We start from the raw sequence: 25,774 nt of genomic DNA on the forward strand, positions 1-25,774 counted from the left end.
AGAGGGGATGAATGCCACATTCACGCATCGGTACTTCTTGCGGATGGTGCATCTCGACGCCTGTTCCCCTGTTCGACAGTTTCCAGACTCAAAGTTAGTCCGCGCACCGCTCTCGTGCACAGATGTCTCATGATCTAGGCAGAACGTCATCGGCCGATAGCGCGGAGTGCCCGGTAGGTGCCGCGAGATCGACGGGTGGGCTACGGTCGGCTCGTGGTGCACTACGTCGACAGTGAAGTCGGACAGCTGCGTACGGTGCTGCTGCACCGCCCCGGCGCCGAGCTGGCCCGCCTGACTCCCCGGAACAACGACAGCCTGCTCTTCGACGGTATCCCGTGGGTGAGCCGTGCCCAGGAGGAGCACGACGCCTTCGCGGCCGCCCTGCGCGAGCGCGGGGTCGAGGTGCTCTATCTGGGTCAGCTGCTGGCCGAGACGCTCGCCGTGGCCGATGCCCGCACCGAGCTGACCGAGACGGTGCTGGCCGACCGTCGGCTCGGCGACACCCTGCGCGACAGCGTGCGTCACTACCTGGCCGACCAGGATCCGCAGCGCCTGGCCGAGGTGTTGATGGCCGGTCTGGCCCACGAGGAGCTCAAGCCGGGGCCGGGCGGCCTGGTCTACGAGATGATGGACAGGCTCGACTTCGTGATCGACCCCCTGCCCAACCTGCTGTTCACGCGGGATTCCTCGGTGTGGGTACGCGACCGGGTCGCGGTCACCAGTCTGGCCATGCCGGCCCGCAGCCGCGAGACGACGCTGACCCGGGCCATCTACCGGCATCACCCGCGCTTCGCCGGCTCGGAACTGCTCTACGACCCGGGTCTGGAACGGCTCGAGGGCGGCGACGTGCTCGTGCTGGCGCCCGACGTGCTGGCGATCGGGGTCGGCGAGCGCACCACCCCGGCCGGGGCCGAGCGGCTGGCCCGGCGGGTGTTCGCGGCCGGGCTGGCCCGCACGATCCTCGCCGTCCCGATCGCTCAGGAACGCGCCACCATGCACCTCGACACCGTGTGCACGATGGTCGACGTCGACGCGGTGGTGATGTACCCGAACATCGCCGACAGCCTGCAGGCGTACACGGTGACGGCCGACGCCGACGGTGAGCCCCGCGCCGCCGCGCCGCGACCGTTCCTCGAGGCCGCCGCCGAGGCGATGCGCATCGACCGGTTGCGGATCATCGACACCGGGCTCGACCCGGTCACGGCCGAGCGTGAGCAGTGGGACGACGGCAACAACACCCTGGCCATCGCGCCGCGATTGTGCGTGGCCTACGAGCGCAACGTCGAGACCAACGCGCAGCTCGAACGGGCCGGCATCGAGGTCGTCCGGATCAGCGGCAGCGAGCTCGGCAGCGGCCGCGGCGGGCCGCGGTGCATGAGTTGCCCGATCGAGCGAGCGCCCTGGGGCGCGTGAATCACGCCGCCGGGCGACCCTTCACGTGCGACACGACGAGCTCCGGCACGGGCGTGGCGCCGCCGACGAGGTGGGCCCGGTCGGGGAGGTCGAACACCGCGATTTCGAGCTGTACGGGGTAGTCGGGGGACTGGCCGACCCGCTCGACCACATCCAGACAGACCTTGATCACACCGAGACAGAGCGGTCCAGCTCGTCCGACTCGAACCGCTCGTCCAGGGTCAGGACGGCTACCGCAGAGTCAGCTGGCGGCCGATGAGGCCCTGCTTGGCGCGGCGGGCGTCGGCGTCGAGCGAGCCGGTCTCGGCCAGCGTGTCGGCGTAGCGCTTGGCGAAGTCGGCCAGCGGGGCCTCCCAGTCGGCCGCCTCGGCCTCGCCCGGGATGTCCCACACCGGCACCAGCAGGCCGTGCGCCCGGAACATGCCGGCGAACTTGGTCTGCTCGCCCAGCAGCAGCTCCTGGGCGGCTGAGAGGCGCGCCAGCGTGTCGAGCGCGCGGTCCTCGGTGTCGGGGAGCACCCAGCGCACGTGGCCCTTGTCGGGGGCCACCCGGCACCAGTACGCGGCCCGGCCCGCGGCCAGGCGCACGGTCGGGTAGATCGACGCGTTCGCCCGTTCGAGCGACGCCTTCACGGTCGGGTCCTCGGCCTGCTCGGCGTCGAGCCAGTACTCGAAGCCGTCGTGCATCGTGATCTCGAGCGGGCCGTCGACCAGCACGTCCTGCAGCCGTGGGCCCTCACCCGGCAGCGCCGGCACCGAGACGGTGTCGCCCGGGTCGGTGCGCAGCGCGCTCAGGATGGCCACGGCGAGGTCGCGCGAGACGTCGCCCGACTGCACGTGCCGCTGCAGGCCGATGAAGACCCGGCCGTCCTGCCGCGTCATGGCCGGCCAGGCCATGGGCAGCACGGTCGAGAGCGTGACGGGACGGTCCCCGTACTCCTCGATGATCTCGGGCCGGAGGGTGAGGGGAGCGCTGGCCGCGGGCACCAGCTCGCGCAGCGCGATCCACTCCGGTTCGTCGGCCAGGCCCTCGAAGGGCCGGGCCACGAAGATGTCCCGCACCTTCTCGCGCTTGGGTGCGGACGGGCGTTGGTTACGACGCTTGCTCACGGCGAGACAGCCTAGGCGCTGGCCGCCCGAATGGGACACTCCGGTTCCCCGTGTCGGGGGATCCTAGGCACGCGGCAGTCGGACCTCGGCTGTCGTGCCGCCCCCCTCGCGCGGGCGCAGCGACACCCAGCCGTGCTGGCGTTCGACCAGCCTGCGCACGAGGTAGAGCCCCAGGCCGGCCCCGGGGTGATGCCGCCGGTCGCCGCCCTCGGCCTGCCAGTAGCGCTCGAACGCCCGCTCGACGTGTTCGGGCCGGATGCCCGGCCCGCGGTCGGAGAGCCGGAAACGCAGCGTCTCTTCGTCGGCCCCGGCGCACAGCTCGATCACCGACTCGGGCGGGGAGTGTTTCTCGGCGTTGGTGGCCAGTTCGGTCAGGATCGTGGCGATCGAATCGCGGTCGCCGAACGCCTTGGGCATCTCACCCGGCAGGTTGGCGAGCACGATCCGGCGGCGCAGGTCGGCCGGCAGCTCCTCGACCGCCCCGAGCAGCGTCTCGGCCAGGTCGAACGGGCCGGCCGGGGAGCCGCCGATCTCGCCGTCCTCGGTGGCCGCGGAAAGCAGGCGATCGACCAGCCGGGCCAGTTCGCCGGCGCGCGTGCCGATGACGCGGACGGCCTCGTGCCGGCCGGTGTCGCCGAGCGATTCCCAATGGTTGGTGAGGGTGTCGGCGTACCCCTTGATGACGGTGACCGGGGTGCGCAGCTCGTGGCTGGTGACGGCCACCCAGAGGTCGCGGCCCTCTTGGCGGCGGGCCTGTCCGGCGCTGTGCGCGGGGAGGCCCTCACGGGCGGCGTAGAGGCGCCCGGCGTGGCCGGCCAGCAACTCGAGCACGGCGTGGTGCTCGGGGCCGGGCTCGCCGTCGCCGTCGCCGAAATAGACGTGCAGCGAGCCGACGATGGTGTCGCCGACCTCGCAGCGGGCGCCGAGCATGCGCCGGACGTCGCCCCCCTCGACCTGCTTGGCGAACTCGTCGTTGAGCGAGTCGAGCGGGATGAGCAGGGTGCGCCCGTCGCGCAGGCGGCGGTCGGCGCGGTCGACCCGGCGGCCGATGGCGGCGGTGCACACCCCGGTGGCCGCGATGATGCGGCCGTGGTCGGACGCGTACTCGGCGAAGCCGGCGCCCCGGCCGCCCAGCGTCTCTTGAGCAAGGCGGACGACGTGCTGGAGGACGGGCAGCCCGGCTTCACCGGAGTTGATCCGGTCGAGGATCGCGATCTGACCTCGCGTCAGGGCGCTGTAGTCGGGACGGTCCGCCATGTCTGCGAGTCTGCCTCGCTTCTCGACCGCTCGATAGTGACTCACCTCACATAGTGGCGAGGTGGTCGAGGACGAAGCGCGGCCGGTCGGTGATGACGCCGTCGACCCGGTGCTCCAGGACCATGTCGAGATCCGCCTTGTCGTTGACGGTCCACACGTACGCCTGATGCCCGGCCGCCCGGATGGCCGGGATCAGCCCCGGCCGCGACCGGACCAGCGAGACACCCGGCCCCGCGATGCGCGCGCCGAACGGCAGCCGGCCCCGGCCCACCCCGGGCGGCAACAACTCGACCAGATAGACGGTCGGAAGGGCCGGCGCCTGGACACGGATGCGGCGCAGCGCGAGCGCGGCGAACGACATCACCGTGACCTGGACGGGCCGTTCCGGCGCCGGTTCGGTCAGGCCGAAGCGCTGGAGCGTCCGGATGAGGCGGCGTTCGACCTCGGCCCCGTACCGGGTGGGGTGTTTGGTCTCGATCAGCAGACGCACGTTCCGGCCGCTGTCGCACACCGCCTGCAGCAGCCGGTCGAGCGTCAGCAGGCGGGAGAGCTCCGGCATCGGCTCGTCGTCCACCGGATAGCGGGGATGCCAGGAGCCGAAGTCGAGCGAGTCGAGCTCGGCCAGGGTCTTGGCGCTGACCTTGCCGCGGCCGTTGCTCGTGCGGTTGAGCCGGCGGTCGTGCACGCAGACCAGGTGGCCGTCGCGGGTGAGCCGGACGTCGCACTCGAGCCCGTCGGCGCCGTCCTCCAGCGCGCGGAGGTAGGCGCCGAGCGTGTGCTCCGGAAGGGCGTCGGCGCCACCACGGTGCGCGAACACCAGGGGGCGGTACCCACGCTCTGTCAGTTCTTGTTGTCCGCCGCGGTCGGGCTCAGCACTCACGGTAGGCGCCCTACAGGACCCGGGCCTGCTGACCGTTTTCGCTTACCACCTCACGGCCGGCGGCAGCCCAGGACTGCATGCCGCCGTCCAGGTTGCGAACGTTGTCCCACCCGTTGCCCATGAGGTACGAGACGACCTGGCCCGACCGGCCACCGGACCGGCAGACGACGACCACCTCGACGTCGGCCGGCACCTCGGCCGTGCGGGCCGGGATCTCCATCATCGGCACGTGGTGGGCGCCGGGAGCGTGCCCCGCCGCCCACTCGTCGGGCTCGCGCACGTCGAGCAGGTAGATGTCGTCGCCGACCTCGGCGGGGGTCACGCTTGGTACTTGTGGTCCGAACACGACCACCAGGGTACGGCGGTCAACTGCCGGCCGCCGCGTCCGTCCCCTTCTTGAGGTTGGCCGCCATCCAGGTGTCCATCTCGTCGGCCGCCACCGCCTTGAAGAGCGCGAGCGCCTTCTCTTTGTCCGAGACCACCACGGACTGGCCGTCGATGGTGTCGCTGCCCTTGTTGGGGCTGGTGATGAACGTGAGGTTGTTGCCGCGTACGCCGCGCATCTCGGTGGCCATGTCGGTCAGCGAGAAGTCGTTGTCGACCGTGACCGCCGCCGTGACCGCCTTGAGGAACGAGTTGAGCTTGGCCGGGTTGGTGATCGTGCCGCTGCTCGCCGCCTTGTTCATGAGCGCCTTGAGGAAGTCCTGCTGGTGCTGCATGCGGGCGAAGTCGCCCCGGGCGAACTGCTTGCGCTGACGCACCCAGTCGAGCGCCTCGGCGCCGTTCATGTGCATGGTGCCCTTGGTGAACGTGCGGTACGGCTTGTGGATCGACTTGATCGTCTTCTCCACCTTGAGGTCGACGCCGCCGAGCGCGTCGGTGACCTCCTTGAAGCCACCGAAGTCGATCGCCATCACGTGGTCGACCTTGACGTCGGTGAGGCATTCGACGGTGTGCACGGCGCGCGGCAGGCCACCGAAGGCGAAGGCCGCGTTGATCTTGGCGCGGCTGCCGTCGCCGCACTCCGCCTCGTTGCTGCGCGGGACGACGACCCACAGGTCGCGCGGGATCGAGATGAGCTGGGCGCTCTTGTGGTCCTCGGGGACGTGCATGAGGATCAGCGTGTCGGCGCGCCACTTGCCGGCGCCGTCGTCCTGAGCGTCGGGGTCGCGCGAGTCGCTGCCCACCAGCAGGATGTTCTGCGCGCCCTCGATGGCCTTGGCCGGCCGGTCGGCGTTGATGCCCGAGAAGGCGTCGGTGCGCTTGAGGTCCTTGTCGAGACCCGAGGCGTAGCCGTAGAGCGAGATGCCCGCGATGATCGCGATGATCAGGACGGCCAGGCCGGCCAGCAGGGCGATGCGGCCCCAGCGAGGCTTGGGCCGGCGCCCGCGGTAGGAATTGCCGCGGCCGGGGCCACCGGGGCCACCGGGGCCACCAGGACCGCCGGGGCTGCCGCCGTAGCCGCCACCGCCCCCCGAACCACTCCCGCCCACCGGCCAGTCGTCGCGCTGTGACGACGACGAGCCGCGGTAGGCACCAGAGGGGCGGGCCGACGCCCGGCCCGAAGACGGGACAGAGGCTCGACCGGAACCGGAACCCCCGACGGGGGACGTGGGCGCTGACATGAGAACAAGGTTACGTACCCCGCGCACGAACTCCCTGCCATCAAACCGACACGGCACGAAGTGGGGAGAACCCTCAGCAGGGAAAATGCGGGGCCGGCGATGGCCGGCCCCGCATGTCGAATTAATGCAGACTTAGTGCGCGCCGTGTCCGGTCAGCGACCGGACCTCCAGCTCGGCGTACTTGGCGGTGTCGTCCTCCTTCGAGATCACGGTGCCGATCCAGCCGCACAGGAAGCCGATCGGGATCGAGATGATGCCCGGGTTGGAGAGCGGGAAGAAGTGCCAGTCGCTGTCCGGGAACATGGCCGTGGCCGAACCCGACACCACCGGCGAGAAGAACACCAGCACGACCGCGGCGGTCAGACCGCCGTAGATCGACCACAGCGCGCCGGAGGTGTTGAACCGCTTCCAGAACAGGCTGTAGAGGATCGCGGGCAGGTTGGCCGAGGCCGCCACCGCGAAGGCCAGCGCGACCAGGAAGGCCACGTTCAGGCTCTGCGCGAAGATCGACAGGGCGATCGCCACCGCGCCGATGACCAGGGCCGAGATGCGGGCGACCCGCACCTCGTCGCGTTCCGAGGCGTCGCCGCGCCGGATCACGTTGGCGTAGAAGTCATGCGCCAGGCTCGAGGACGACGCCAGGGTCAGACCGGCCACCACGGCCAGGATGGTGGCGAACGCGACCGCTGCGATGATCGCCAGCAGCACCGCGCCGCCCGTCTCGCCACCCAGATAGTCGACGCCGAGCGCCTGGGCCAGCTGGGGCGCCGCCGTGTTGCCCGCCTTGTCCTGCGCGGTGATGTTCGCGCCGCCCACCAGGGCCGCCGCGCCGAAGCCGAGGGCCAGGGTGAACAGGTAGAACGTGCCGATGATGCCGATCGCCCAGAGCACGCTCTTACGGGCGATCTTGCTGGTCGGCACGGTGTAGAACCGGGTCAGGATGTGCGGCAGGCCGGCCGTGCCGAGCACCAGCGCGATGCCCAGCGAGAGCAGGTCCATCTTGCTGTAGAAGGTGGCCGACGCGCTGGCCGATTCCACGCCGTACCGCAGGCCCGGCTGGAGGAAGGCGTCTCCCTTGCCGGATTGCGCGGCGGCGTCGCCGAGCAGCGCGGACAGGTTGAACTTGTAGTGCGCGAGCACCAGGATCGTCATCAGCAGGGCGCCGGTCATCAGCATGAACGCCTTGACGATCTGGACGTACGTGGTGCCCTTCATGCCGCCGACAATCACATAAATGATCATCAGCGTGCCGACCAGGATGATCGTGGCGATCTTGGCCGTGTCCGCGTCCATGCCCAGGAACGTTGTGCCGGGCGCGATGCCCAGCAGCAGGGCCACCAGCGCGCCCGCGCCGACCATCTGGGCGATCAGGTAGAAGATCGAGACCACGATGGTGGAGGCGCTGGCCGCCGTACGCACCGGGCGCTGACGCATCCGGAACGCGAGCACGTCGGCCATCGTGTAGCGGCCCGCGTTACGCAGATACTCGGCGACCAGCAGCAGTGCGACGAGCCAGGCGACCAGGAACCCGATGGAGTACAGGAAGCCGTCGTAGCCGTAGAGCGCGATCAGGCCGGCGATACCCAGGAAGGACGCCGCCGACATGTAGTCGCCGCCGATGGCCATGCCGTTCTGGAAACCGGAGAACTGGCGGCCGCCGGCGTAGAAGTCGGTGGCCGTCTTGGTCTGCCGGCTGGCCCAGATCGTGATGGCCAGGGTGATGGCCACGAAGACCAGGAACAGCGTGATCGTGAGGCCGCGGGAGGTGGAGGTGGATACCTCGGCGGCCAGGAAATGAGGTTCCATCAGTCCTCGCTCTTCTTGTCACCGGCGGCGGCCTCGGGAGCGCTGTCACCGGCCGTGAGATCGGCGTGGACCTTGTCGGCCAGCGGATCGATCTTCTGGGCCGCGTAGCGCGAGTAGTACCAGGCGATCAGGAACGTCGTGACGAACTGGAGCAGGCCGAAGACCAGGGCAACGTTGATGTTGCCGACGATCTTCGCGCTCATGAAACCGCGCGCGTAGGCGGAGAGCAGGACGTATAGCGAGTACCAGAGGAAGAACGCGACCGTCATCGGGAAGACGAAACTGCGCACGGCGTGACGCAGCCGGCCGAATTCCTCGGAATCTTGGACGTCCCGGTACCTCTCGGTGGAGGACGAGGGCACTTCGGTTGTCACCGGAGTTCACCACCTTCGGGGTGGAGCGGACTTTCCGGCAACGTACGAAGATCAGAGGCCGCCCGAGGGTGACCGGTCGGCCCGTGCGCCGAGTGGCGGTCTGACTGCGCTGAGCGGAGCGCTCCCAGTGCGAAGAATCAGCCGCCGAGCTCGTGATATCGACCGCGATAGTGGATGAGCGGGTGCGGCGACGGCCCGGCCTCGACCTTCTCGATGACCCCTTCGACCAGAAGTGCCCAGCCCAGCACCCGGGACGACGCCAGCCGGCAGCCGGCCCACGTGTCGCTCCCGGCAGGCACGGGCCCGTACCCGGTGTCGGTCCAGGCGTCACCGGTGAACAGCCCGCCCGGCGCGGGCATCAGCCCGGCGAACCGGTCGGCCAGTTGCCGGTCGCCCGGCGAGAGGGTGACCACCGCGAACCGGCCGCTCGTCTCGAGCGCCTCCCAGAAGTCGCTCTCGTCGTCGATCAGCCCCAGCACCCGCCCCGGGTCGCCGTCGGCGACCAGGGTGGACGACACGGTGAGCCCGGCTGGTCCGGCCGTGGTCCAGAGCGTGACCGGGGCGGCCAGCCGTCCGCGCAGCCGCCGTACGGCCGACTTGTCCTCGTCCGGGGTGGCGAAGGGGTCGGTGGAGTGGATTGTCACCCGGCCATTCTCGCTTTCCCGGCCCCACCGGTGTCGCGACCCGGCGCTGTCAACGGCCAGGAGTGACCGCGGCCAGCACCTCGGGCATGCGCCGGTCGAGCGATTCGCCCGCGACCCCCGAACCGATGAGGTAGGCCGCGCAGCCGAAGGCCACCCCCACGGGCAGCCCGATCCACAGCCACACGTCGCCGAGCAGGAACGCCAGGATCTGGAGCGGCGCCGTGGCGACCAGGATGCCGAGCATGACCCCGACCGTCAGCAGGCCCTTGGCCATCCCGCCGCCCGACGACAGGGCGAACGGGCTGGTCGACGGGGGCAGGGCGAAGGCGGCCCGCACCGACACCGGCAGCACCAGGCCGAGACCGGCGCCGTAGGTGGCGATCATCAGGCCGAGGTCGCCCGGAATGTGCTCGGGCCGGCCGCCGGTCACCCCCGCGACGATGGCGATGAGCAGCAGGAGCGGCAGGACGAAGGCGGCGTGCGCGGCCGCCCGCGAATGGATCTCGGTGCGGCCCGGCACTCCGATGATCATGTTGGCGGCGTACGCGTTGCCCTCGTACCCGAACTGGTTGGCCAGCGCGAGCACCGCCAGCAGCCCCACGAACGCGGCCGCCGGACCGGCCGAGCCGCCGTTCAGCGTGATCGAGAGGGGCAGGAAGAACCCGGCCACCGTGAAGGTGATCAGCGCCGCCCGCCGCCGGGTCTCGCGCCACCAGTACCGGATCTCCCGGGCCATCAGCGCGCCGAAGCGGGTGCGGGGCAGCCGCCGTCCGAGCAGCAGACCGGTCGGCGAGCCGACATCCCCGGTGCGGCCGGACGACCCGGTCGAGGCGGCGCCGAGCATCGCGCTCTCGAGCGTCGCGCTCCACCACCGGAGCAGGCCGGCCAGCGAGCCGGCGACGATCAGGAGCTTCAGCGGTACGGCCCAGAGACGCCCGTCGGCGACGTCGAGGCCCACGGACCAGCCGGCCGCGAACGGCGTCCAGCCCAGCACATCACCCAGCACCGCGAACGCGTCCCAGTCGGCGCGCTCGGCCCCGGCCAGCAGCGCCAGTTGCAGCGGCCCGAGCAGCGCCGCCACGACGGCGAACAGCACGACGGCCAGGTCGCGCGAGCGGCGCGACCGCAGGCCGGTGGCGAACGCGCTGGTCACCGCACGGCTCAGCGCGACGCAGAGCAGGAGTCCCCCGACCACGCCGGCCAGTTCCGCGAAAGCCGCGCCGGAGCCGCCGAGGGCGGCCGCCGTGCTCACCATGCCGAGCGTGGCGGCCAGTGTGGACAGAGCGGGCAGCCCGGCCAGCGCCGCGACGAACATGCCGAGGATCAGCGTGCGGCGGCGCAGTGGGAGCAGCGCGAAGCGGGCCGGGTCGAGCGACTCGTCGACCCCGAAGAACAGCAGCGGGAGCACCACCCAGCCCAGCACCAGCAGGGAACCGCCGAGCTGGAGCAGCATGCCGGCGGCCCGCTCGTCGCCGACCACGCCGGGCACCGCGAACAGTGCGTAACCGCCGATCGCGAACAGGCCGGCCATGACCACGCCCAGGACGAACAGCACGATACGAGCCGGGCGGCCGCGCAGACCGCCCGCGATCAGGCGCAGCTTGAGCTTGACGAACGGCCAGGGCGAGACCGGTGGCCGCTGCGGGACGGTCAGAGCCACGCGAGCTCCGAGCCGGTGCTCGTGCGGCCCCCGACAACCTGCACGAAGACCTCTTCGAGGGAGCGATCGCCGCGCACCGAGGCGAGTGTGCCGTGCCGCCGCAGCACGCCGTCGGAGATGATCGCGACGTGCGAGCAGAGGCGCTCGACGACCTCCATCACGTGGCTCGAGAAGATGACCGTGCCGCCGCCGGCGACGTAGCGCTGGAGGATCTCGCGGATGCGGGCGGCCGAGACCGGGTCGACCGCCTCGAACGGCTCGTCGAGCACCAGCAGCCGCGGCGCGTGCAGCAGCGCGCAGGCCAGACCGATCTTCTTGCGCATGCCGGCCGAGTAGTCGACGACCAGGGTGCGGTTGCCGGTGCCGAGTTCCAGCACGTCGAGCAGTTCCCGGGAGCGCTGGTCGACCGTGGCGGCGTCCATGCCGCGCAGCAGGCCGTGGTAGGCCAGGAGCTCGGGGCCGGTGAGACGGTCGAAAAGGCGTACGCCGTCGGGAAGCACGCCGAGGCGGGCCTTCGCCGCGGCCGGGTCGGCCCAGACGTCGTACCCCAGAAGGAACGCGCGACCAGCGTCGGGCCGCAGGAGGCCGACGGCCATGGACAGCGTGGTGGTCTTGCCGGCGCCGTTGGGGCCGAGCAGGCCGTAGAACGAACCCGCGGGCACCTCGAGATCGACCGCCGAGACCGCGAGCTTGGTGTCGAATCGCTTGACCAGGCCGTGCAGCGACATCGCCGCGGCCTGTTCCCCCTCGCGTGGCGCCGGCACCGTCATGGGTCCGAACCTAGTCAATGCCGTCGGCCCTGACCAGCGGCTTCAGACCCGCAGGCTCTCCGGCGCGTGCAGCCTGAGCATGGTCGCGCCGATGTCGCGCGGAACCCGCCGGCTGGTCAGCAACGAACCGGCGATCATCACCAGGAACGCCAGCGGCACGGTCCAGGCGGCGGGCTGCCCGATGGCGTCGGCGAGCCAGCCGTCAAGCGGCGGCCCGAGCACGGTGATCAGCACGGCAGCCATCGAGGCGCCGCCCCCGGCCATGACGCCGGCGATCGCGCCGACGTCGGTCAGCCGCCGCCACCAGATGCCCAGCACGAGCAGCGGGCAGAAGCTCGAGGCGGCCACCGCGAACGCCAGGCCGACCACCCGCGAGACGTCCATGTTGGAGACGTACAGCGAGAGCAGCACCGGCACCGATGCGGCGAGCACGGTGGCCAGCCGGAAGTCGCGGATCGAGCCGCTGCGGCCCGCCCGCAGGACGTCGGTGAAGACCACTCCGGCGACGCTGGTGAGCAGGCCGGACGAGGTGGAGAGGAAGGCGGCCAGCGCGCCCGCGGTGACCAGCGCGCCGAGCAGCCGGCCGAGGTGGCCCCCGCCGAGTGCCGCCTCGGGCAGGAGCAGGACGACGGCGTCGGTGCGACCGGTCATCAGTAGTTGCGGTGTGTAGATGCGGCCGAGCACGCCGTACAGGGTCGGTAACAGATAAAAGGCGCCAACCAGACCAAGAACCACCAGAGTCGTGCGCCGGGCCGAGGCTCCGTCCGGATTCGTATAGAAGCGGACGAGCACGTGGGGCAGGCCCATCGTGCCCAGGAAGGTGGCCAGGATCAGCGAATACGTGGCGAACAGGCTGCCGTCGCCGCCGGGAAGCAGCCAGTCGACGCCGAACCGCGCGTCGACCGTGCTCACTGCGGGCACCGGGTCGCCCGCGTCGAAGCTGAGCTGCTGACCCTTCTCGACCGGGACACCGTCGACGGTCGCGTCCTGCTCGATCACCACGCTGGTGGCGACCGGGAAGGTCGCGCCGGCCTCGGGGGTGACCAGTGGGCGGCCGTCGGACTGCCACTGGAGGGCCAGGAAGATCATCGGCACGGCGAGGGCGGTCAGCTTCAGCCAGTACTGGAAGGCCTGCACGAAGGTGATCGCCCGCATGCCGCCGAGGGCCACGTTCGCGGTGACCACGACGCCGACCAGCAGGGCGCCCCACGCGTACGAGCCGCCGGTGACCGTGGTGAAGGTGAGGCCGGCCCCCTGCAACTGCGGCACGAGGTAGAGGCAGCCGATGAAGACGACGAAGATACTGGCCAACCGGCGCAACGTGGGCGAGCCGAGGCGTACCTGGCAGAAGTCGGGCAACGTGAAGGCGCCCGACCGGCGCAGCGGCGCGGCCACGAACAGCAGCAACGCGAGGTAGCCGGCGGCGAAACCGACCGGATACCAGAGCACGTCGACGCCGTACCGCAGGATGAGCCCGGCGACCCCCAGGAACGACGCCGCCGACAGGTATTCGCCGCTGATCGCCGCGGCGTTCCAGGCCGGGCTCACCGACCGCGACGCGACCAGGAAGTCCGAGGTCGTGCGGGCGAAACGCAGGCCGTAGACGCCGATGCCGACGGTCACCAGGATCACGACGATCAGACCCGGGGCGAGGTACGGATTCACTGCTCGGGCCTGCGGATCAGCGCGATGAAGTCCTGCTCGTTGCGTTCCGCCCAGCGCACGTAGGCCCAGCCCACGCCGATCAGGAACGGGAACGACAGGACGCCGAGCAACAGCCAGGGCAGATAGACGCCGAAGATCTTGACGCCGGCGACACCCGGGGCAACCGCGAACAACAGCGGCAGAGCCCCGAGGGCGATCACGACCACCAGCGCCAGCCGCAGCGCGAGCGCCAGCTGGGCCCGCATCAGCCCCTTGACCAGCGCCTCGCCGACCGGCGTCTGTTCCGCGAGGTCGGAACGGGCGCGGTCGGCGGGGCGCCTGCGGGCTGCGACCTCAGCCAAGACCACCCGCGTACGCCGGGGAGTGGCGCTCGGGTCTTCGGCGGTCATGCCGGGGAGTCTGGCAGCCGGCCCTCCTCAGCACCAGCCTTGCCCGCTGCCCACCTGGCCGTTGATCAGCGAGCGGGCTCGGGCGTTCCCCAGGTTCCAGGTGCGCCAGTCGCCGGGCCGCAAATCGTCGCTGATCGCCCGCAGCACGCAGGCACGCTGCTCAGGCGGCAGCTTCATCAGCGCGGGCACCGCGTCCGGCGACAGGTTGCCCAGGTAGACCAGGTCGATCGGCTGGTTGCTGTGCCGCAGGTTGCGCTCGGCGATCACCCCGTCCGGGTTGGCCACGGCCAGGCCGATCAGCGCCAGGACACCGGCCGCGATCGCGACCCGGGGCAGCCACGGCGCCCGCAGGTTCCGGCCGGCGACGAGGATCAGCACCAGCACGAAGACGAACCAGAGCTCGCACCAGAAGACCAGCAGGCGCAGGCGGGTCAGGCCGTACTCGTCGGTGTAGAGGTTGATGCGGTGCAGCGCGGTCGCCGCGATGACCAGGGTCAGGCCGGTCAGCACGCCCAGGATCAGCCGGATCAGCAGCCGGTCGGCGGGCTTGTCGCGCGGGGCCCAGCGGGCGGCGCCGGCCAGCACGATCAGGGTCAGGCCGACGACGAAACTCAGCTGCCAGAAGCCCTGCCGGGCCTCGTCGGCGAAGGCGCGCACGGGCTCGTCGCCGTCGAACAGAACGACGGCCTGCACGCTGACGAACGCCCCGAAGAGCAGCGTCAGCAGGCCGAGCGGGACGGCCCACTCCCAGCGGTGCACCTTGCGGCCCTGCGTCGCGTCCAGTGTGGAGAGGTCGGGCGGCGCGGAGCGGAGGTAGGCGGCGGCGCCGGTCGAGAGAACGGCGAGACCGCCGACGAAGACCCATCGGAAGACCGTGTCGATCCCCAGATCGGGCACGAGGCTTTCGAGCGCCGACGCGAAGTGCAGGTCGGCCGAGGCCAGCAGCCCGCCGAACGCCACGAGCAGGACGACGGAGACGCCGGCGGTGGCGGCGATGCGTACCCCGGCGCCCCCAGCCGGCCGGTTGATGCGGGTCAGACCGCGCGTCAGCCACGGCAGCGAACGGAACGCGGCGATGAACGGCATCGTGTACGCGGCGAAGATGCTGCGCATCGACCGGCCACCGGCCAGGGCCAGCGCGCCGGTCAGCGTGGCCACCAGCAGGCAGAGCACGAACAGCCAGCCGGCCGAACGGAAAGTGCCCACGGCGAACAGGGCCAGGGTCGCGGTGCCCCAGGCGACCCGCTCCGGGCCGGGGCGGTAGCGGGGGCGGATGACGAGCGGCGGCGGGCCGCCCTTCGGTTGCACCGGGCCGGCGACGATCGCGGCGGCCAGTCCGGCCAGCGCGGTCAGCAGCCACCCGACGCCGGGCCGGTCGAGCGGTAGGCTGAGGGCGGTGACGACGGCAGCCCCCGCGACTGCCGCGACGGTCAGGGCCGACGCCGGGTGGACCGGGCCGGGCCAGTGCCTCGCCCAGGGTGCGGTCGACGGCCAGGGGCCGTGCAGGACCGGCAACGGCTTGGTCTGCGGAGCGGGCGTGGTTGGCGGCGCCAGAGACATCGGAACACCTTCCGGAGGGCAGAGTCATGCCTTGAAATGGGGGAATGGCGTTGATCAGGTCTTGGTGAGTGGCAGGGTCACGTGGATCAGGCAGCCCGCGTGCTCGGGGTCGACCGCCGCGATCGTTCCCCGGTGCAGTTGCACCACCCAGCGCGCGATGGCCAGGCCGAGGCCGGTGCCGCCACCACCGGGACGCTCGCCCCGGGTGAACCGCTCGAACACCCGGTCGCGTTCGTCCGGCGGAATGCCCTCACCCTCGTCGGAGACGGCGATGAGCAGACGGTCGTCGCGGCGCTCGGCACGCACTCCGACCGTGCCGCCGGCCGGGCTGTGCCGGGCGGCGTTGTCGAGCAGGTTGGCGAACACCTGGTGCAACCGCTCGCGGTCGCCGATGACGACGACGTGCGGGCAGGCGACCTTGAAGCGGACGTCCCGCCCCGAACCGGCCGCGTTGACCTCGGCCTCGCGGACGACATCGTCCAGGAAGGACGGCACATCGATCGGCCGCCGGATCAGCGGGGCGACCCCGGCGTCGATGCGGGACAGGTCGAGCAACTCGGTGACCAGCCGGCCGAGGCGTTCGGTCTGGCCCAGGGCGGTCTGCATCATCGCCGGTTCGGCCGCCGCCACCCCGTCGACGATGTTCTCGAGCAGGCCTTGCAGAGCGGTGATCGGCGTACGCAACTCGTGCGAGACGTTCGCGATCAGCTCGCGCCGCTGCCGGTCGGCCGCGGCCAGATCGGCCGACATCTGGTTGAACGCGGCCGCGAGCTCGCCCACCTCGTCGGCCGAGGTGGCCCGGATCCGCCGCGTGTAGTCGCCCCGGGCCATGTCGCGGGCGGCCGCGGTCATCTCGCGCAGCGGCGAGGTCATGCCCCGGGCCAGGAACTGCACGATGGTCACCCCGATGACGGTCGCGGTGACCCCGGTCCAGAACGGGAACCACCCCAGCCACAGGTAGAACCAGATCAGCCCGCTGCCCCCGCCGGCCAGCAGCACCATGATGATCTTCATCTTGATCGACCGCACCGGGTCGAGCGGCCGCGGCAGCCAGGCCAGCGCCCGGGCGAGGCGCTCCTTCACCGCTCGACCTCCAGGGCGTAACCCACACCGTGCACGGTGCGGATCAGGTCGGCGCCGAGCTTGCGCCGCAGCCCCTTGATGTGGCTGTCGACCGTGCGGGTGCCGGAGGCGTCGGCCCACCCCCAGACGTCGGCCAGCAGCCTTTCCCTGGGCAGAACGGTCCTCGGGTGCGCTGCGAGATGGACGAGCAGATCGAACTCGGTCGGCGTCAGATGAGCCTCGACCCCGGCCCGTACGACCCGCCGTTCGCCTTGATTGATCTCCAGGTCCCCGAACCGCAGCGTGGGCGGCCCCGCCGGAACAACGGCGACCTTGGCCGCCCGCCGCAGCAGCGCGTGCACCCGCGCGGCCAGCTCGCGCATCGAGAACGGCTTGACCATGTAGTCGTCGGCGCCCACCGCGAGCCCCACCAGCAGGTCGGTCTCGTCGTCGCGGGCGGTGAGCATGAGGATCGGAACGGACCGCTCGGCCTGGATGCGACGGCACACCTCGAGCCCGTCGAACCCCGGCAGCATCACATCGAGCACCACGGCGTCCGGTTGCGTACGCCGAGCCGCCTCCACCGCCGCCGGCCCGTCCCCCGCCACCTCGACGGTGAACCCTTCGGCCCGAAGCCGGGCTGCCACCGCCTCAGCGATGGTCCGCTCATCCTCAACGACAAGAACGCGCCGCTCCGTCTCCACGCCACACCTCCGCCCGCCGATCAAACCCCGACCCGGAACGTGACCCGGCACACCCCCGTGCCCACCGACCCACGTGCCGCAGCCTATTGACCAGTGGTGCGGTCCCGGCGCTGACTTTGTGAACGACTTGTGCAGATCAAGATCCAGGCGGTGTGCCCGGCCGGCCTATTTGCCCTCGTTGTACGGATAGCGCTCGATCGCCACCCCGGCCTGGACGGCTTCGGTGATCTCCGCGCCGAGCAGGTTCCGGGCGGTGTCGGACCACGGCGGGCGGGGGTCGCTGCGGGTCTTCCTCCAGATCGCGTCCGCGTTCTCGGTGGCCGTCGGCACGTCGGGCATCGCGGCTCTGAGCTCGGCCTTCACGGCGGCCCGGATCTCGGCGGCGATCCACTTCTTGTCGTCTGCGGTGAGTGCCACGGGAACATCCTCCAGATGCCAGGAAGCCGTCGAGGCTTCGTGGGCCGATGTGTACGAGGAAGAGAAGTGCGCATGGCCGTTGTGCGGGTTGGAGCCGGTGTAGTTCCGCTGCCGCCAGCCGTTGCTCGCCGACCAGATGCGCCGGTTGTAGATGATGTAGCGCAGCCGCTTCTCCGCGCCCGAGCGGCACCGGGTCAGCAGGAACTGCACGACGTTCTCCATCGACAGCCCCGGCACGCGCAGGTTGACGTCGACGTCGATGGCGTGCACCTCGTTGACCCGGTCGGCGTCGCGGATCGGGACGTTGCCGGTCTCGTCGGGGTTGTGATCCGACTGACTGCCCTGATGCGCCGCGTCGCCGACCGAACCGTCACTGGCCTTGTCACGGCTGGGCGCGATCGCGTTGAACTCGGACCGCAGCTTCACCAGGCAAGGCACCAGAATCCAGCTGGCCATCCGGCCTCCTGTTCGCCGGAGCCGGACCATCCGGCACCAGAGCATCGACACCTGCGAGCCGGCTCACCACACGACGTGCCTGGTGGCTCCGCGATCTGCTCGCCGGGTACTCCAAAATAGTCCGTCGATTCGTTCAGGGCGTACCGAGCGGGTGTGACCGGCCTTCTCACGGCTCCAGGGGCAGCAGGCCGGAGCGGTAGGCCCAGATGACCGTCTGCACGCGGTCGCGGGCACCGATCTTGGTCATGGCGCGGCTCAGGTGGCTCTTCACGGTGCTGACCTCGACCACCAGCTCGGCTGCGATCTCGGCGTTGGACAGGCCGTGGGCCAGCAGCCGGACGATTTCCGCCTCGCGCGCGGTGAGCACGCCCGGTCCGGTTCCGGCCGGTACGGCGGCTCGGCGGCGGCGGGCGAACTCGACGATCACGCGCCGGGTGACCGCCTGGTCGACCATCCCCTGACCGGCGGCGAGCCGGCGGATCGCGTCGACCAGGGTGTCCACGTCGGCGTCCTTGAGCAGAAACCCGCTCGCGCCGGCCTCGAGCGCGCCGAAGACGTACTCGTCCAGCTCGTAGGTGGTCAGCACCAGCACCGCGGGCGCCGGATCGAGGGTGCCGACGATGTCGCGGGTCGCGGTCAGGCCGTCGCCGCCGGGCATCCGGACGTCCATGCAGACGACGTCCGGACCGAGCAGGCGGGCCATCCGGACTGCCTCGGGGCCGTCGGTGGCCTCGCCGATCACGGTGATGTCGCCGGCCAGCTCGATCAGCGACCGGAAGCCGGCTCGCAACATCGCCTGGTCGTCGGCGAGCAGCACGGTGATCACGCGTCACCGGTGGGGCGGGGAACGGTGATCCGGACGCGCCAGCCGCCGTCTGCGGTAGGTCCGGCGTCCAGCGCGGCGCCGATCAACGAGGCCCGCTCCCGCATGCCGACCAGGCCGAAGCCGCGACGTCCGCGGTCGCGCTCGATGGACGGGCCGGTCGCGGGACCGTTGTGGATCTCCATTGTGGTCTCCGGCTCCCGGTAGGCGAGTGTGATCGTCACCGGCGCACCGGGGGCGTGGTCACGCGCGTTGGTCAGCGACTCCTGTGCGACCCGGTAGAGCGCCAGTTCCACGGCCGGGTCCTGAACGCCGGGCGTGCCCTCGACCGTGAGCTCGGCCTCGCCGCCGGACACGAGCCGGTCGATCATCGCAAGGCCGCTGCCGTCCGGCAGGTCCGGGTCGGCGCCACTCTCGTCCCGCAGCGCGCCGACGATCAGCCGCAGATTGTTCAACGTGTTCCGGCCCTCCTCGCGGACCGCGGCCGCGTGGCTCCGTGCCGCCGCCGGGTCGCGGTCCAGTAGCCGTTCGACGAGCGTGGCCTGCACGATCAGTGAGGTGAGATGGTGCGCGGCGACGTCGTGCAGCTCGCGTGCGGTCCGGGCCCGTTCCGCGGCCAGCACCGCCTCGGTCCGTGCCTGGTGCGCCTCAGCGTCGGCGGCGGCGCGGGCCGCGACCACTTCGGCGTAGCGGCGCCGCATGGTGAGGTGGGCACCGAGCAACGCAGCGCCGATGTAGAGCAGCAGCGAGAGCAGAAGGTGGACGGCGATCCGGGCCAGCGCCAGCGGCGCATCTGCCGGCGGGGGCAGGCTGAGCAACGCGTACCCGCCGATCTCGACGACCGCCGTGATCACCGCGAGGCTGATGGCGGTGCGCGTGGTGAGCAACGTGCCGCAGGTGTAGATCGCAATGGTGAGACCGAAACCGCGCACGCCGGTGCCGTGCGGGGAGGCAGCGGCGATCGCTGCCTGCAGCACCAGCATCAGCGTCACGCACCACAGCGGGCTGATCCGGCGCAGGCAGATCAGCAGCGTCTGGGCCGCCACCAGCGCCAGCACGAGCGTGCCCGGTGCTGTGCCCGGCACGCCGGTGAGCCACAGCAGCACGGCGGTGAACGGCACGGCGACCAGGGCCACCGCGCCGTCCTGAAGCAGCTTCATCAGCGCCGCGCGGCCAGCCACGCGGTGATGTCGCGCAGCACGGCCGGGTCCGGGTTGCCGAGCGCCGGCTGGTACTCCGACGTGACGTTCATCAGGTGGCTGACGCCGGGATAGGTGATCAGCGTGTGGTCCCGGTTCTTGGCCGCGGCGAGGGCGGCGTCCGTGACGATCGCGCCCCGTACCGCGGTCTGGATGTCGGTCTGGCCGTTCAGCAGCAGCACCGGGCCGTCGTACCGGGGCAGCGTCCGCGCCGGGGTCGGGAAACGACCGAAGTCGGTGATGTACCTGGCGAATTGCTCGGGTAGGCCGGGCAGGTTGGGGAACTGATCGAAGCCGGTGGCCGCGCGGACGACCGGTTCGACCTCGGCGTCGATGGCGAGGACGCCGTCGCCGTTCGCGTCGGTCGCGGGAGCGGTCAGGAGCGCCCGGAACTGCGCTGCCACCTCGGCCGGCCGGCCGACCAGGCCCTCGGAGACCTCGGCCCGCGTCAGGCGGCCGTCCCCGTCGAAGTCGAACTCCTCGTGCAGCTGCCCCAGTGTGCGACCCACGATCTGGTAGTAGATCACCTCGCGTGTGGTGCCGTGGACCACGCCCATCGCGACGACACCGGCCGGCTTCCTGATGCCGTACGCCCGGGGGTCGGCGACCAGGTTGCCGGCGACCTGGGTGCCCTCGCTGTGGCCGAGCAGGAAGATCTTGGCCGGGTCGACCCGCGGGGAGTTCCGGGCGAACCGGATGACCGCGGCCGCGTCCCGTACCGTCTGCTCGTAGGGCTTGTCGAGGTCGAGGAAAGCGGGGTTGTCGCTCAGCACGGGGCCGACGCCGACCACGCCGCGCTTGTTGAAGCGCAGCACCGCGAAGCCGCTCGCGCTGACCGACCGGGCAACTGACTTGAACGTGGCCACACCCGGAGCGAGTGTCTGATCCATGTCGTTCTTGCCGCTGCCGTGCAGCAGGACGACCACCGGCAGCCGGCCCCTCGACCCCTTCGGAAAGGTGAGCTCGCCCTTCGCCGACCATCCACCGCTCATGGGGATGGTCACGGCCTCACGGGTGATTCCGGCCCATTCGCTCCCCGGCTTTGCCCTCGCCTGGGCACCGGCCGCAGGCACCAGCCCGACGACCAGCGCTGCTGCCGCAAGCACGGCAATCTTCTTCACTCTCATGACGTTCTCCCTGGTCGGCGTCGTTTCAACACCTCAGAGCCTGCCGCCCGCGCCGGGCCGGGCACATCCGGCGGGAGCGGGAAGTCCGGCTTGCGACTTCCGATGGAGGCGGGTCACCCGTGCGACGGAGAATGCCGGCGGAGCCTGTGGATAACTCTGTGGAGAACTCTGTGAACCTGTGGACAACCGTGTGGATGGGTGTGCCAGAGTCAACGGGTCCAGTCGTGTTTGGCCGCTCTGATCAGGCGATCCTTCAGCTCTCGGGTGTGGCGGCGGCTGACCGGCAGCTCGATGCCGTCGACCGAGACCACGTAGCCCGAGCCGGTCAGGCGTAGCTCGGCGATCAGGCGGATCTGGACCAGGTAGGACCGGTGGATCCGGACGAAGCCGGCGTCGGCCCAGCGTTCGGCCAGGGTGGCCAGGGAGACGCGGACGAGGTGAGAGGCGTCCGAGGTGTGCAGGCGCGCGTAGTCGCCCTGGGCCTCGACCCAGCGGACCGAGCTGCGCGGGAGCATGCGCGTGGTGCCGGCCAGCTCGACGGGGATCGTGGGCTCGTCGGCGGGCTGGGCGGGGGCGGTCGTGGGCACGGGGCGGGAACCGGCCACCCGGCGCAGGGACTCGCCCAGGCGTTCGGCGCGGACGGGCTTGCGGACGTAGTCGGTGACGCCCAGGTCGAAGGCGTCCACGGCCCCGTCGTCGTACGCCGTGACGAAGACGATCGCCGGTGGGCGGGCGAAACGGCGCAGGATGCGAGCCAGTTCCATGCCGTCCAGGCCGGGCATCCGGATGTCCAGGAAGACCGCGTCGACCTCGGTGTCACGCAGCACCCGCAGGGCCTCGGTGGCGTCGCCCGCGCGGTGCACGTGTGCGACCCGGCCGTCCGCGTTGAGCAGGTAGGCCAGCTCGTCCAGTGCGGGCGGCTCGTCGTCCACGGCCAGCACGACCAGGCTCACGCTCTCACTCCCGGGTGGAATTTCGGCACTCGCATGCTCACTTTCGTCCCGGCGCCGGGCCCCGTCTCGACGACCAGGCCGAAGTGGTCGCCGAAGACCGAGCGCAGCCGCTCGTCCACATTCGCCAGGCCCACGTGCTGCCCGTCGTCGGTCTCGGGCATTCCGGCGGCGAACACCGCCGGATCGATGCCGACCCCGTCGTCCTCGACCGTGATGTGGCACTCGGCGCCGGCGTCCTGTGCCTCGATGCTCACCATACCGACGCCCGGCTTCCGCGAAAGACCGTGCCGGATGGCGTTCTCGACCAGCGGTTGCAGGCAGAGGAAGGGCAGGCCGACCGGCAGCACCTCGGGGGCGATCTGCAGGCGTACCTGAAGCCGGTCGCCGAACCGGGCGCGCTCGATCGTGAGATAGCGGTCGATCGAGCGCAGCTCCTCGGCCAGCGTGGTGAAGTCGCCGTGGGCCCGGAACGAGTAGCGGGTGAACTCGGCGAACTCCAGGATCAGCTCGCGGGCCCGTTCGGGGTCGGTACGGACGAAGGACGCGATCGCGGTCAGGGCGTTGTAGATGAAGTGCGGGCTGATCTGCGCCCGCAACGCGCGGACCTCGGCCCGGGCGAGCCTCTCGCGGGACGAGTCGAGTTCGGCCAGCGCCAGCTGCGACCCGGCCCAGCGGGCGGTTTCGAGAGTCGCCTGGACGAGGCCGGGTGCGGGCTGGTCGTCGGCCACTGCCACCAGAACCGCGGTGGCCTGCCCGGCCAGATCGGTCAGCGGCGCGACCACGGCGCCGCGCACGACGCAGTCGACCCGGTCGCAGGGCAGGTCCGACGAGCCCAGCACGATCGAGCGGTGCGTCTCGAGCGCCCGGGTGGCGGCCTCGGTGAACTGCTCGCTGTGGTGGCTGCCGCGGCCGTCGAAGGCCAGGCACCGCTCGGCGTCGGCGATGGTGAGGCCGGCCGCGCCGACGAGCGTACGAAGGTGCCGGGCGGCTTTGGCGGCGGTGCTGGGACTGAGACCGGCCCGGAGCGGGTCGGCGGCCAGCCCGGCGGTGTGCAGCACGTCGTACGTGGCCCGCTGCATGGCCGTGGCGATGCCGCGGCGGGCTCGCAGGCGGATGACGGCCACCACGGCGGCGGCCAGCGCGGCCAGCACAGCAAGGACCGCCAGCACGCTGCCCACCTGTCCGGCCACGCAGCAGATAGTGGTCGTTCCGCGGGTTGCCGTCCAGCCGTCATACCGTATTGGCAGGGTGCCAATTGGGATTACCCATGGGTAATGAGTCGATCAAAGATTGACACAAATCGATACACGGCTCACCCACACCCCAGGGAGTGCCCATGTCCGTTCCCCAGTTCCGCACCGGTCTGGCCGCCGTCCTCGCGGCCCTCACCCTCGTCGCGGCGTCACCGGCGGCGCCGGCCCTCGCGGCCAACCCGTACGAACGTGGCCCCGCCCCCACCACCAGCAGCATCGAGGCGTCCCGTGGCTCGTTCGCGATCGCCCAGACCACCGTCGCGCGCTCCGCGGTCAGCGGCTTCGGCGGCGGCACGATCTACTACCCCACCAGCACGACGGCCGGCACGTTCGGCGCCATCGCCATCTCGCCCGGCTTCACGGCCTCCCAGTCCAGCGTGTCGTGGCTCGGCCCCCGCCTCGCCTCACAGGGCTTCGTGATCATCACGATCGACACGCTGAGCACCCTCGACCAGCCCGCCGCGCGCGGCACCCAGCTGCTGGCCGCTCTCGACTACCTGACCCGGACCAGCAGCGTCCGTACGCGCATCGACGCGACCCGACTCGGCGTCATGGGCCACTCGATGGGTGGCGGCGGCAGCCTGTCGGCCTCGGTCAGCCGGCCGGCGCTGCAGGCGGCCATCCCGCTCACCCCGTGGCACGGGACCAAGAGCTGGTCGTCCGACCGCGTGCCCACGCTGATCATCGGCGCCGAGAACGACACCGTGGCGTCGGTCTCGGCCCACTCCGAACCGTTCTACACGAGCCTGCCGAGCACCCTCGACAAGGCGTACCTGGAGCTCAACAACGCCTCGCACTCCGCGCCGACCTCGACGAACGTCACGGTCGCGAAGTACAGCATCAGCTGGCTCAAGCGCTTCATCGACAACGACACCCGCTACGAGCAGTTCCTGTGCCCCAAGCCGTCGGGCTCGGCGATCCAGGAATACCGCGACACCTGCCCGCACTCCTGAGGCCGGGCGCGGCGGCGCCCGGCTCAGCATCGGCCGGGCGTCGCTCAGTAGGCGCCCTTGCGCTTGAGTACGACCCAGATCGTGCGCCACAGGATGCCCAGGTCGTAGGTCAGCGACCAGTTGTCGACGTAGTAGAGGTCGAGCCGTACGGCCTCGTCCCACGACAGGTCGGAGCGGCCCGACACCTGCCACAGCCCGGTGATGCCCGGCCGCACCAGCAGCCGCCGCCGCACGTCGCCCAGGTAGTCGCCGTCGTCGGCCGGCAGCGGCCGCGGCCCCACCAGCGACATCTCGCCCTTCAGCACGTTGATCAGCTGAGGCAGCTCGTCGAGCGACGTCGCCCGCAGCTTCGCCCCGAACGAGAAGATCCGGGGGTCGTTCTTCATCTTGAAGAGCATGCCGTCGGACTCGTTGAGCTCTTCCAGCGTGCGCTTGCGTTCCTCGGCGTCGACGTACATGGTGCGGAACTTCCACACCCGGAACGTACGACCCTCGTGGCCGACGCGGGGCTGGCGGAAGAACACCGGGCCGGGGTCGGAGAGGCGGATGCCGAGCGCGATGGCCAGCAGGATCGGACTGATCAGCAGCAGGCCGAGGCCGGCCGCGACCCGGTCGATCAGGTTCTTCACCAGCCAGCCGGGGCCCGAGAGGGTGGGCTCCTCGACGTGCAGCAGCGGCAGGCCCTCGATCGGGCGGATGTGCACCCGGGGGCCGGCGATGTCGGTCAGCTGGGGTGCGACCACCAGGTCGACGCCCGTGCCCTCGAGCTGCCAGGCCAGCCGGCGCAGCTCGCCCGGCTCGGCGCTGGCCGAGCCGCAGACCGCGATCGTGTCAGCGCCGACCTCGCGCACCAGCGCCAGCACGTCGCGGGCGGCGTAGACCGGAACCGGAGTCTCGATGCCCCGGGCCGCCGCGTAGCCATCGGTCAGGTGGATGGCCACCGGGATGAGGCCGGCGGCGGGGCTGCGGGTGACCGCGGTGTAGACCTCGAGCGCCTCGGGCAGGGTGCCGACCAGGACCATGCGGTGGGCGCCGTGGCCGGTCTTGCGCCGGGCGAAGTGCAGCACCTGACGGGCGATGACCCGGCCGGAGAGCAGGAAGAGCAGCGCCATCAGCGAGACCGCGGCGACCGTGCCGCGCGACAGCGGCGCCTTGGTGGCGAACGCGAGCAGCGAGACGCAGGCCACCACGGTGACCGAGGTGCGCACGATGCGCTTGAACTCTTCGCTGCCCAGGCCGAGGTAGCGGCGGTCGTACGCGCCGTTGGCCCAGAGCAGGACCAGCCAGCCCAGCGGTAGCACCACGTAGGCGAAGAAGAGGAAGAGCTCCTCGTTGTGCAGGAAGCCGAGGCTGCGGCCGATGAAGCCGGAGCGTGACTTCTCGATCCACGTCGCGGCCAGGTGGCTCGCGGCGATACCGGAGAGGAGGTCGAGGAAGAGAAGGACCAACGTGTACGGGCGATGCCAGCGCGAGACGCGCTTGTGCTGCCGGTTCCAGGCTGATCGGGGTACGCCGTTGCTCGGTGGCGGGGTTTGCTGCCACTCGAAGCTGTCGTACGGCACGGGTTTGCTCCGGCTGCTGTCGGTAACCGGGCGATGCAGGCTAGCGGTCACCTCGCCTACGTCCTCCCGCATCCGGAAAAGGTTACGCACCGCCACGGGACCCAGGGACGATC

The 25,774-nt window shown here is 71.0% G+C and carries 25 protein-coding genes; 2 read left to right on the forward strand and 23 right to left on the reverse strand.

Features of this window, described 5'->3' with window-relative positions; genetic code table 11:
- The first annotated feature begins 213 nt into the window (after nucleotides 1–213).
- Complete coding sequence (locus LXN57_RS36015) at nucleotides 214–1,413, forward strand: arginine deiminase (RefSeq protein ID WP_251802690.1); 1,200 nt, start codon at nucleotides 214–216, stop codon at nucleotides 1,411–1,413.
- Between the two features lies 1 nt (nucleotide 1,414).
- Here LXN57_RS36015 and LXN57_RS36020 read toward each other — a convergent pair whose 3' ends face one another.
- From LXN57_RS36020 to LXN57_RS36125, 22 genes are all read right to left on the reverse strand, one after another.
- Nucleotides 1,415–1,585, reverse strand: a complete 171-nt coding sequence (locus tag LXN57_RS36020) for a hypothetical protein (protein ID WP_251802691.1) — start codon at nucleotides 1,583–1,585, stop codon at nucleotides 1,415–1,417.
- A gap of 58 nt (nucleotides 1,586–1,643) precedes the next feature.
- Nucleotides 1,644–2,522, reverse strand: a complete 879-nt coding sequence (locus LXN57_RS36025; protein WP_251802692.1) for a DUF5926 family protein — start codon at nucleotides 2,520–2,522, stop codon at nucleotides 1,644–1,646.
- Between the two features lie 63 nt (nucleotides 2,523–2,585).
- The gene (locus LXN57_RS36030) at nucleotides 2,586–3,779 is read right to left on the reverse strand and encodes a sensor histidine kinase (RefSeq protein ID WP_251802693.1); all 1,194 of its coding nucleotides are present in this window, start codon (nucleotides 3,777–3,779) and stop codon (nucleotides 2,586–2,588) included.
- 46 nt (nucleotides 3,780–3,825) lie between these two features.
- Nucleotides 3,826–4,596 (reverse strand): glycerophosphodiester phosphodiesterase, encoded by a 771-nt coding sequence (locus LXN57_RS36035; RefSeq protein ID WP_438872956.1) that lies wholly within the window; start codon nucleotides 4,594–4,596, stop codon nucleotides 3,826–3,828.
- A 73-nt stretch (nucleotides 4,597–4,669) separates the two neighbouring features.
- Nucleotides 4,670–5,005 (reverse strand): rhodanese-like domain-containing protein, encoded by a 336-nt coding sequence (locus LXN57_RS36040; RefSeq protein ID WP_221380534.1) that lies wholly within the window; start codon nucleotides 5,003–5,005, stop codon nucleotides 4,670–4,672.
- Nucleotides 5,006–5,024: 19 nt separating this feature from the next.
- Entirely contained in the window at nucleotides 5,025–6,284 is a 1,260-nt protein-coding gene (locus LXN57_RS36045; protein WP_251802694.1) for an LCP family protein, read from the reverse strand.
- A gap of 132 nt (nucleotides 6,285–6,416) precedes the next feature.
- The gene (locus LXN57_RS36050) at nucleotides 6,417–8,090 is read right to left on the reverse strand and encodes a monocarboxylic acid transporter (protein WP_251802695.1); all 1,674 of its coding nucleotides are present in this window, start codon (nucleotides 8,088–8,090) and stop codon (nucleotides 6,417–6,419) included.
- The gene (locus tag LXN57_RS36055; RefSeq protein ID WP_251802696.1) at nucleotides 8,090–8,464 is read right to left on the reverse strand and encodes a DUF485 domain-containing protein; all 375 of its coding nucleotides are present in this window, start codon (nucleotides 8,462–8,464) and stop codon (nucleotides 8,090–8,092) included. Before LXN57_RS36055 ends, LXN57_RS36050 begins: the two co-directional genes overlap by 1 nt.
- A gap of 137 nt (nucleotides 8,465–8,601) precedes the next feature.
- Entirely contained in the window at nucleotides 8,602–9,108 is a 507-nt protein-coding gene (locus tag LXN57_RS36060) for a flavin reductase family protein (protein ID WP_251802697.1), read from the reverse strand.
- 49 nt (nucleotides 9,109–9,157) lie between these two features.
- Nucleotides 9,158–10,768, reverse strand: a complete 1,611-nt coding sequence (locus LXN57_RS36065; protein ID WP_251802698.1) for an ABC transporter permease — start codon at nucleotides 10,766–10,768, stop codon at nucleotides 9,158–9,160.
- Complete coding sequence (locus tag LXN57_RS36070; RefSeq protein WP_251802699.1) at nucleotides 10,759–11,538, reverse strand: ABC transporter ATP-binding protein; 780 nt, start codon at nucleotides 11,536–11,538, stop codon at nucleotides 10,759–10,761. Before LXN57_RS36070 ends, LXN57_RS36065 begins: the two co-directional genes overlap by 10 nt.
- Nucleotides 11,539–11,580: 42 nt before the next feature.
- Entirely contained in the window at nucleotides 11,581–13,203 is a 1,623-nt protein-coding gene (locus LXN57_RS36075) for a sodium/solute symporter (RefSeq protein WP_251802700.1), read from the reverse strand.
- Nucleotides 13,200–13,592 (reverse strand): DUF485 domain-containing protein, encoded by a 393-nt coding sequence (locus LXN57_RS36080; protein ID WP_251802701.1) that lies wholly within the window; start codon nucleotides 13,590–13,592, stop codon nucleotides 13,200–13,202. The genes LXN57_RS36075 and LXN57_RS36080 overlap by 4 nt, the downstream gene beginning before the upstream one ends.
- 27 nt (nucleotides 13,593–13,619) lie before the next feature.
- Entirely contained in the window at nucleotides 13,620–15,152 is a 1,533-nt protein-coding gene (locus LXN57_RS36085; RefSeq protein WP_251802702.1) for a DUF4153 domain-containing protein, read from the reverse strand.
- A gap of 54 nt (nucleotides 15,153–15,206) precedes the next feature.
- On the reverse strand, nucleotides 15,207–16,166 hold the full coding sequence (locus tag LXN57_RS36090; protein ID WP_251802764.1) for a HAMP domain-containing sensor histidine kinase: 960 nt from the start codon (nucleotides 16,164–16,166) through the stop codon (nucleotides 15,207–15,209).
- A 65-nt stretch (nucleotides 16,167–16,231) separates the two neighbouring features.
- Nucleotides 16,232–16,918: a response regulator transcription factor gene (locus tag LXN57_RS36095; RefSeq protein WP_251802703.1), complete on the reverse strand. Its 687-nt coding sequence runs from the start codon at nucleotides 16,916–16,918 to the stop codon at nucleotides 16,232–16,234.
- A gap of 165 nt (nucleotides 16,919–17,083) precedes the next feature.
- A complete protein-coding gene (locus LXN57_RS36100; protein WP_251802704.1) occupies nucleotides 17,084–17,791 on the reverse strand; it encodes a hypothetical protein in 708 nt (235 codons plus the stop codon).
- A 166-nt stretch (nucleotides 17,792–17,957) separates the two neighbouring features.
- Nucleotides 17,958–18,617 carry a response regulator transcription factor gene (locus tag LXN57_RS36105; protein WP_251802705.1) on the reverse strand — a complete coding sequence of 220 codons (660 nt, stop codon included), beginning with the start codon at nucleotides 18,615–18,617 and terminating at the stop codon, nucleotides 17,958–17,960.
- The gene (locus tag LXN57_RS36110; RefSeq protein ID WP_251802706.1) at nucleotides 18,614–19,795 is read right to left on the reverse strand and encodes a sensor histidine kinase; all 1,182 of its coding nucleotides are present in this window, start codon (nucleotides 19,793–19,795) and stop codon (nucleotides 18,614–18,616) included. Before LXN57_RS36110 ends, LXN57_RS36105 begins: the two co-directional genes overlap by 4 nt.
- Nucleotides 19,774–20,940, reverse strand: coding sequence for an alpha/beta hydrolase family protein (locus LXN57_RS36115; RefSeq protein WP_251802707.1), 1,167 nt, complete (start codon nucleotides 20,938–20,940; stop codon nucleotides 19,774–19,776). The genes LXN57_RS36110 and LXN57_RS36115 overlap by 22 nt, the downstream gene beginning before the upstream one ends.
- Nucleotides 20,941–21,149: 209 nt before the next feature.
- Complete coding sequence (locus LXN57_RS36120) at nucleotides 21,150–21,893, reverse strand: LytR/AlgR family response regulator transcription factor (protein ID WP_221380522.1); 744 nt, start codon at nucleotides 21,891–21,893, stop codon at nucleotides 21,150–21,152.
- Nucleotides 21,890–23,083, reverse strand: a complete 1,194-nt coding sequence (locus LXN57_RS36125) for a sensor histidine kinase (RefSeq protein ID WP_251802708.1) — start codon at nucleotides 23,081–23,083, stop codon at nucleotides 21,890–21,892. The genes LXN57_RS36120 and LXN57_RS36125 overlap by 4 nt, the downstream gene beginning before the upstream one ends.
- A gap of 146 nt (nucleotides 23,084–23,229) precedes the next feature.
- Between LXN57_RS36125 and LXN57_RS36130 the strand changes: the two genes are divergently transcribed.
- Nucleotides 23,230–24,099: a poly(ethylene terephthalate) hydrolase family protein gene (locus LXN57_RS36130; protein WP_438872957.1), complete on the forward strand. Its 870-nt coding sequence runs from the start codon at nucleotides 23,230–23,232 to the stop codon at nucleotides 24,097–24,099.
- A 44-nt stretch (nucleotides 24,100–24,143) separates the two neighbouring features.
- On the opposite strand, the gene LXN57_RS36135 is transcribed toward LXN57_RS36130, so the two are convergent.
- A complete protein-coding gene (locus tag LXN57_RS36135) occupies nucleotides 24,144–25,733 on the reverse strand; it encodes a sugar transferase (RefSeq protein ID WP_251802710.1) in 1,590 nt (529 codons plus the stop codon).
- Nucleotides 25,734–25,774: the final 41 nt, after the last annotated feature.

This window comes from Paractinoplanes hotanensis, from assembly GCF_023717965.1.
In the GTDB taxonomy this organism is placed as follows: Bacteria; Actinomycetota; Actinomycetes; order Mycobacteriales; family Micromonosporaceae; genus Actinoplanes; species Actinoplanes polyasparticus.

Excerpts from the sequence above, each read along its gene's own strand:
- LXN57_RS36045 (WP_251802694.1), bottom strand. The coding sequence starts at position 6,284 with ATGTCAGCGCCCACGTCCCCCGTCGGGGGTTCCGGTTCCGGTCGAGCC.
- LXN57_RS36135 (WP_251802710.1), bottom strand. The coding sequence starts at position 25,733 with ATGCGGGAGGACGTAGGCGAGGTGACCGCTAGCCTGCATCGCCCGGTT.
- LXN57_RS36130 (WP_438872957.1), top strand. The coding sequence starts at position 23,230 with ATGTCCGTTCCCCAGTTCCGCACCGGTCTGGCCGCCGTCCTCGCGGCC.
- LXN57_RS36100 (WP_251802704.1), bottom strand. The coding sequence starts at position 17,791 with ATGGCCAGCTGGATTCTGGTGCCTTGCCTGGTGAAGCTGCGGTCCGAG.
- LXN57_RS36115 (WP_251802707.1), bottom strand. The coding sequence starts at position 20,940 with ATGAGAGTGAAGAAGATTGCCGTGCTTGCGGCAGCAGCGCTGGTCGTC.
- LXN57_RS36030 (WP_251802693.1), bottom strand. The coding sequence starts at position 3,779 with ATGGCGGACCGTCCCGACTACAGCGCCCTGACGCGAGGTCAGATCGCG.
- LXN57_RS36050 (WP_251802695.1), bottom strand. The coding sequence starts at position 8,090 with ATGGAACCTCATTTCCTGGCCGCCGAGGTATCCACCTCCACCTCCCGC.
- LXN57_RS36090 (WP_251802764.1), bottom strand. The coding sequence starts at position 16,166 with ATGAAGATCATCATGGTGCTGCTGGCCGGCGGGGGCAGCGGGCTGATC.
- LXN57_RS36070 (WP_251802699.1), bottom strand. The coding sequence starts at position 11,538 with ATGACGGTGCCGGCGCCACGCGAGGGGGAACAGGCCGCGGCGATGTCG.
- LXN57_RS36080 (WP_251802701.1), bottom strand. The coding sequence starts at position 13,592 with ATGACCGCCGAAGACCCGAGCGCCACTCCCCGGCGTACGCGGGTGGTC.
- LXN57_RS36085 (WP_251802702.1), bottom strand. The coding sequence starts at position 15,152 with ATGTCTCTGGCGCCGCCAACCACGCCCGCTCCGCAGACCAAGCCGTTG.